The organism is Nocardioides sp., from assembly GCF_047606145.1.
Lineage (GTDB): Bacteria > Actinomycetota > Actinomycetes > Propionibacteriales > Nocardioidaceae > Nocardioides.
The window spans coordinates 1-5,558 of the sequence record NZ_JASGET010000061.1; the positions used below are offsets into that span (position 1 = coordinate 1).

Below are 5,558 nucleotides of genomic sequence, written 5' to 3' on the forward strand. Positions count from 1 at the left end.
GTCCCGGGTCGGGCCGTCGGCCGGCCGCACGGACCCGACCCGGGCGTCGAGCAGCTCGGCGGACGCGATCCGGTCGAGCCGGAAGCTGCGCGGGGCCTCGGCGCTGTGGCACCAGGCCTCCAGGTAGTCGGCGCCGCCGGTGGTCACCACCCGTTGGGGGTCGACCACCCGGGTGGAGATCTCGTCGCGGGACGGCACCCAGTACGCCAACCGGAGCTGGCGCCCCTCGGCGACGCCGACCCGCACCCGCTCCCGCATCACGGCGTCCACCGGGTCGGTGTGCTGCTCCCCCGGGTCGACCCGGGTGGCGGCCCCCTCCGCGGCGGCCTGCTCGAGCTTGGCCAGCGCCCGGTCCACCACCTCGCGGGTCTCGGCGCTCGCGGCGCCGGCGTACAGCGCACGCAGGGCGACGATGACCGCCGTGGCCTCGGTCTGGGTCAGCCGCAGCGGCCTGGCCAGGTAGTCGGCGTTGGAGACCCGGATGACCCGGTCACCGTCCGGCTCGACCAGGGCATCGATGTCGACGTCGATCAGGTCGTCCGGGTAGCCGCCCGGCAGGCCGCACAGGAACAGCACCCGCAGATCCTTGACCAGCACCCGCTCCGGCACGCCGAGGTCCCGGGCGGCCTGGTCGAGCCGGACGCTGCCCCGGGCGCCCTTGGCGTAGAGGTAGGGCACCAGCGTCAGCAGCCGGGCGACCTGGTCCTTGGCGCCGGTGCTGGCGCTGCCGCCCCGGCGGCCGCTCACCTCGTCACGCTCGCTCATGCCGCCCTACCTTCCGTCGAGGAGAGGCAACGATACGGACGCGGCGGCCCGAGATCATCGGTCGCTCGCTGACGCTCGCTCATGCGCCCGCTCCGATCGCGGCGCGCAGCCGGCGCACCACGGCGGCGCGCAGGTCGGCGGGCGCCTCCACAACCGCGTCCGCGCCGTGGGCGAGCACCTCGGCGACCAGGTCGGTGTGTCCGCCCGAGACGGTGAGCCGATCCCAGGCGCCCCCGTCCGGACCGGTGACCCCTGTCTCGACCCGATCGGCGTCCCGACGCAGCGAGTGCGCCGTCCCCGGCCGCACCAACAGCACGGCCGGCTCCCGCTGCGGGCGCGGCGCCAGCGTCCGGGCGATGTCGCGCACGTCGGCCCCCGGCGGCACCTCGAACGCGCCGACCGGTCCGACCGGGCGGGCCTCGCCGATCACCCGGGAGAGGCGGAAGACCCGGGACTCCGCCCGATCCAGATCGTGTCCCACGACGTACCACCGCCCGGCGTACCTGCCGACGCCCCACGGCTGGAGCCGTCGCCGGGCGACCTCGGCGGAGCTGGCGCGGCGGTAGTCGAACTCGACCACCTGGCGGTTGCCGGTCGCGGCCACGAAGACGTCGAAGGAGTCCTCGGTGGCGGCCAGCCGGGGCGAGACGATCTCCAGCGCCGCGACGTCGACCTCGGCTCCGGCGGCGGTCAGCTTGCGCACCGCCTCGGTGGTCGCCTCGGCCATCGAGGCCCGCTCCCAGACCCGGGTGGCCAGGCCGATCACGGCCGCCTCGTCGGCGGTCAGGTCGATGGCGGGCAGCGCGAAGGAGTCCGGGCTGATCCGGTAGCCCTGCTCGTCGGTGAACAGCGGGTCCAGGCCCCCGACCTCGACCGGTACGCCGAGGCTGCGCAGCTCCTCCTTGTCCCGCTCGAACATCTTCTCGAACGCCTCGCCGGAGGAGTTCGGGTAGAGCACCTCGTGGATGCGGTCCTTGGTCACGTAGCCACGTTGCACCAGCAGCATGATGAGCAGGTTCATCAACCGCTCGGTCTTGGCCGCTGCCATGGTCTCGCTCCGCCGCAGGTCGGGTCAGGAACTGGAGGTGGTCGCGCTGAGCACGTCGATGACGAAGTACAGGGTGCTGTTGGCCGGGATGCCCGCCTTGTTCTTCGCACTCGCCTTCTGCGCACTCGAGCCGTAGCCCAGACCCGGCGGGATCTCCAGCACCACCCGGCTGCCGACCTTGACCCCGCTCAGCCCGTAGGTCCAGCCCTGGATCACGCTGGTCAGCGCGGTGGAGTAGCCCTTCTTGGTCTGGTTCCAGTCGAACGGCTTGGACGCCTTGTAGGTCATACCCAGGTAGCGGACCTTGACGGTCATGTCACTGGTGACCGTCTTGCCCTTGCCCTTCTTGAGAACGGCGCGATTCAGATTTCCGTTCTTCTTCGGCTTGACCACACCGGAGAAGTCGAGTCCGGTGACGCGACCGTTCTTGGTCTTCACACTGGGCAGCTTGCTCGAGTCGACGTCGTACACGGACAGGTTCAAGACGTCGATCACGACGACGAGCGTGTCGTGGTTGCCGATCCCGTACGTCGGGTAGCCGTCGGAGCCGAAGACCGCGGACGAGGTGGTGAGGGCCTCGATCCGGTCGCCGATATGTGCGCCGGCGAGCAGCTTCTTGAAGACCGAGCCGGTCGACGAACTGATCCCGACCCCCGCCGTCGATGACGTGGCGGTGTCGTACGACCAGCCCTTCTCGGTGGTGGTGCCGTCGCCGATGTAGATGTTGGCGAGGACCTGACGTCCCGACGGCACCGCCTTGCCCTTGCCCTCGATGAGCGTCTTGGTAGTGGTGCTGGACGGGTAGTCGATCGCCGAGTTCCACGTCAGCTTCGGGGTCTTGCCGAAGTCGCCGGTGACGCTCACACCGGAGAGGCCGGAGACGGTCTTGTCGCCGTACCCCACCTTGGTCCCGCATGCGACCAGCGCGGGAATCAGCAGGACAGGGACGAGCGTGGCGAGCACGCGGCGGAGACGAGGCACTGATCAACCTTCTCGACTGTGACTGGGGCGGTGCACACCCTATAGGTGCCGCCTGGGAGATCCTCACATCCCGTCGATGAGTCGCTGCACCCGCTCGTCGTGCGCGCGGAACGGGTCCTTGCACAGCACGGTGCGCTGAGCCTGGTCGTTGAGCTTGAGGTGCACCCAGTCGACGGTGAAGTCGCGTCGCGACTCCTGCGCACGCCTGATGAACTCGCCCCGCAGCCGCGCCCGGGTGGTCTGCGGCGGCACCGACTTGGCCTCGAAGATCTTCAGGTCACTGGTGACCCGCTCGGCCAGCCCACGCTTCTGCAACAGGTAGTACAGCCCCCGGTCGCGGTGGATGTCGTGGTAGGCGAGGTCCAGCTGGGCGACCCGGGCATGGCCGAGCGGCAGCCCGTGCTTGGCCCGGTAGGACTCGATCAGCTTCCACTTGATCACCCAGTCGATCTCCCGCTCGACCAGGCCGAGGTCGTCGGACTCCACCGCCTTGAGGCCGCGCTCCCACAGGTCCAGCGCCCGCTCGATCACCGGGGTGCCGATCTGGCGCCGGTCGACGAAGTCGCGGGCCTTGCCCAGGTACTCCTTCTGGATGTCCAGCGCACTGGCCTCGCGCCCGTTGGCCAGCCGGACCTTGCGCTGCCCGGTGAGGTCGTGGGCGATCTCCCGGATCGCCCTGATCGGGTTCTCCATCGTCATGTCGCGCATCACCACCCCCTCCTCGATCATCCGCAGCACCAGGTCGCAGGAGGCGATCTTGAGCATCGTGGTGGTCTCGGACATGTTGGAGTCGCCGACGATGACGTGCAGCCGGCGGTACTTCTCCGCGTCGGCATGCGGCTCGTCCCGGGTGTTGATGATCGGCCGGGACCGGGTGGTCGCGCTGCTCACGCCCTCCCAGATGTGCTCGGCCCGCTGGCTCATCGCGTACGCCGCGCCCCGCGGGGTCTGGGTGACCTTGCCGGCGCCGACCAGCAGCTGTCGGGTGACCAGGAACGGGATGAGCACGTCCGCGAGCTTGGAGAACTCGCCGGCCCGGCCGACCAGGTAGTTCTCGTGGCAGCCGTAGGAGTTCCCCGCCGAGTCGGTGTTGTTCTTGAACAGGTAGATCTCGCCGGCGATGCCCTCGTCGTGCAGCCGCTGCTCGGCATCGAGCAGCAGCCCCTCCAGGATCCGCTCGCCCGCCTTGTCGTGGGTCACCGTGCTGATCACGTCGTCGCACTCGGGGGTGGCGTACTCCGGGTGGCTGCCCACGTCGAGGTAGAGCCGTGCGCCGTTGCGCAGGAACACGTTGCTCGACCGGCCCCAGCTGACCACCTTGCGGAACAGATAGCGTGCGACCTCGTCCGGGCTGAGCCGGCGCTGCCCCCGGAACGTGCACGTGACGCCGTACTCGTTCTCGATTCCGAAGATCCGGCGGTCCATGTCCGCCAGCCTAGTCGCGCGATCCCAGGATCCGTGCCATGCACCACCGGCCTGTGACGGAACTGGGTCCGGGCTGTGTCTGGCACACAGGTCGGCATGACAGCCTCGGTGCACATGAGTGAGCGCCGGCGAGCGAGCGATGGTCTCGGACCGCGGCGTCGGTGCTCGTGCCTCGTCTGGACGGAGTCGGCGGCATGAGTATCGAGGCGCCGACGACCGAGGCTCCTCGGGTCGTGCTGCACATCGGGCTCGCCAAGACCGGCACCACCTTCCTCCAGCACACCCTGCGAGAGCGCCGTCCCGAGCTCGCGGCTCATCGGGTCGCCTATCCGGATCTGGGCCCGGCGGGGATGTTCCGGGCCGCGGTCGGCGTCACCGGGCGCCACCAGCGGTGGGGGTTCACCGAGAAGGCGACCCGGCCGCTGTGGAGCGAGCTGTGCGCGCGGGCACGCTCCCATCAGGGCACCACCGTGATGGGACACGAGGTGCTCAGCAGCGCCGGTGCGGACGCCCGGCGCCAGATCGCCACCGACCTGGCCGACGTCGACCTCTCGATCGTCGTCACGGCGCGGGATCTCGCCCGGCAGATCCCGGCCTGGTGGCAGGAGCGGGTCAAGAACCAGTACACCTTCAGCTTCACCGAGCTCGTCGACCAGGTGATTCGGCCGCGGCGCCCGGGACGCCGCAACGGGCTGTTCTGGCGCTCCCAGGATCTGGGCGCGGTGCTGCGCCGCTGGTCCGAGGTGGTCCCTCCCGAGCGGCTCCATCTGGTCATCGCGCCACCGCCCGGTGCACCGGGCCACGTGCTGTGGGATCGTTTCGCCACCGCGGTGGGCCTCCCCGCCGGCGCCGTGGCCCCGCTCGACACGGCCCGCAACCCCTCGCTCGGCACCACCGAGATCGCGCTGCTGCGCCGAGTCAACGAGGCACTCGACGACCGGCTGCCGCCGCGACAGCATGCCCGGGTCGTCAAGCACTTCTTCGCCGAGCGGATCCTGACCGGCCGCTCGTCGCGGCGGGCCGTGACCCCCGCCGAGTTCGCCGAGCCGCTGACCCGGGTCACCGCGGAGTGGGTCCAGCAGATCCAGCGGGACGGGCACCCGGTGCACGGCGACCTCGACGAGCTCCGGCCGGTGTGCGCACCGCCGGACTCGCCCTACCCGGACCAGGTCGACAGCGCCGAGCTCGTCGCCAGCGCCAACCGCGCGGTCGCCGACCTGTTGGTCGAGGTGGCCCGGCTGCGCACCGAGCTCGGCCAGACCCACGCGCAGCTACGACGCGCCCAGCGCGCCGCCGAGGCCGCTCAGGTCGTCGCCGCCGAGGCGGCCGAGGCGCCGAC

5 protein-coding genes are annotated in these 5,558 nt (G+C 70.7%); 1 reads left to right on the plus strand and 4 read right to left on the minus strand.

Features of this window, described 5'->3' with window-relative positions:
• The 4 genes from QM638_RS07660 to pafA all read right to left on the minus strand — a co-directional run.
• Positions 1-765 (minus strand): WYL domain-containing protein (locus QM638_RS07660; RefSeq protein ID WP_415141363.1); only part of this gene is annotated, 765 nt, incomplete at its 3' end.
• 79 nt (positions 766-844) lie between these two features.
• Positions 845-1,813: a helix-turn-helix transcriptional regulator gene (locus tag QM638_RS07665; protein WP_415141364.1), complete on the minus strand. Its 969-nt coding sequence runs from the start codon at positions 1,811-1,813 to the stop codon at positions 845-847.
• A gap of 24 nt (positions 1,814-1,837) precedes the next feature.
• Positions 1,838-2,794, minus strand: coding sequence for an FKBP-type peptidyl-prolyl cis-trans isomerase (locus QM638_RS07670; RefSeq protein ID WP_415141365.1), 957 nt, complete (start codon positions 2,792-2,794; stop codon positions 1,838-1,840).
• A 63-nt stretch (positions 2,795-2,857) separates the two neighbouring features.
• On the minus strand, positions 2,858-4,219 hold the full coding sequence (pafA, locus tag QM638_RS07675; protein WP_415141366.1) for a Pup--protein ligase: 1,362 nt from the start codon (positions 4,217-4,219) through the stop codon (positions 2,858-2,860).
• A gap of 194 nt (positions 4,220-4,413) precedes the next feature.
• Here pafA and QM638_RS07680 point away from each other — a divergent pair.
• On the plus strand, positions 4,414-5,558 hold a 1,145-nt coding region (locus QM638_RS07680; protein ID WP_415141367.1), incomplete at its 3' end, for a hypothetical protein.